The following is a 1,138-nucleotide window of genomic DNA, read 5'->3' as shown; positions in this document are numbered from 1 at the left end:
CGCCAGGCCGCCGACCACCCCGGAACCGCCCTCGTCGAGATCTACCAGAACTGCAACATCTTCAACGACGGCGCCTTCGAAGCCCTCAAGGACAACGACCAGGCCGAAGAAGCCGTCATCCGCCTGGAGCACGGCCAGCCCATCCGCTTCGGCACCGACCACACCAAGGGCGTCATCCGCAACGAACGCACCGGCGACCTCGAAGTCGTCACCGTCACCCCCGACAACGAGACCCGCATCCTCGTCCACGACGCCCACGCCCCCACCCCCACCACCGCCTTCGCCCTCTCCCGCCTCGCCGACCCCGACACCCTCCACCACACCCCCATCGGCGTCTTCCGCAACACCCGACGCCCCGTCTACGACACCCTCATGGCCGAACAGCTCGACGCGGCCGTCGACCGCTACGGCAAGGCCGACCTGGGAGCCCTCCTCACCGGCACCGACGCCTGGACCGTCGCCGGCTGAGCCGACACTCCGGAGCGTGGCTGCATACGTACTCGGATAGTCCGAAGGGGGCATACAACAATAAGGAGTATGAGGGTAGGCTTGTGTCCATGGTGACCTCGGAACAAGAGCGCGTGGGACAGCGCATCAAGCGGCTGGAGCAGGAACTGACCGCCGCCAAGCACGCGGCGCTGCGCCCGTTCAAGATCAACGTTCCGCAGTACGGAGTTCTGTTCGAACTGTCCCGGCAGTCCGGGCTCTCCGGTGCGGCCCTCGCGCGCCGGTGCATGGTCACCCCGCAGACCATGTCCTCGGTGCTCTCCACCCTGGAGGGCCGCGGGCTGGTGGAGCGCACCCCGCACCCGATCCACCTCCAGATCCTCGAGGTCCGGCTCACCCCCGCGGGCAAGACGCTGATCCGTGAGGCCGACGTGGTGATCGAGGAGATCGAGAAGCTGCTCGACGGCTGTTTCGCCCCGGGCGAGGCCCACTCGTTCCTGGAGCAGCTTGAGCGTTGCGAGAAGGCGGTCACCGCCTGGAGTCCGAAGCGCTGACACGACGACGGAGGCGGGGGGCGGGCCCCGGGGGGGGGCCCCCCCCCCCCCCCGCCCCGCGGGGGCCCCCCCCGGGGGGGCGCCCCCCCCCCCCGGGGCCGGGGGGGGCCCCCGCCCCGCCCCCCCGCCGCCCGCGC

Annotated in this window: 1 protein-coding gene and 1 pseudogene; both read left to right on the top strand. The window is 71.1% G+C overall.

The features are described from left to right. A pseudogene (locus ACFY15_RS28175) lies at positions 1-468 on the top strand (2-oxoacid:ferredoxin oxidoreductase subunit beta); the annotation flags it as partial. 89 nt (positions 469-557) lie between these two features. After that, a complete protein-coding gene (locus ACFY15_RS28170) occupies positions 558-1,001 on the top strand; it encodes a MarR family winged helix-turn-helix transcriptional regulator (RefSeq protein WP_390690410.1) in 444 nt (147 codons plus the stop codon). Positions 1,002-1,138 lie beyond the last annotated feature (137 nt).

Origin of the sequence: Streptomyces sp. NPDC001373, from assembly GCF_042895815.1 — a bacterium.
Classification (GTDB): Bacteria; Actinomycetota; Actinomycetes; order Streptomycetales; family Streptomycetaceae; genus Streptomyces.
The sequence above is the reverse complement of the archived record's forward strand: the minus strand, read 5'-3'. Positions and strand labels throughout refer to the sequence as shown.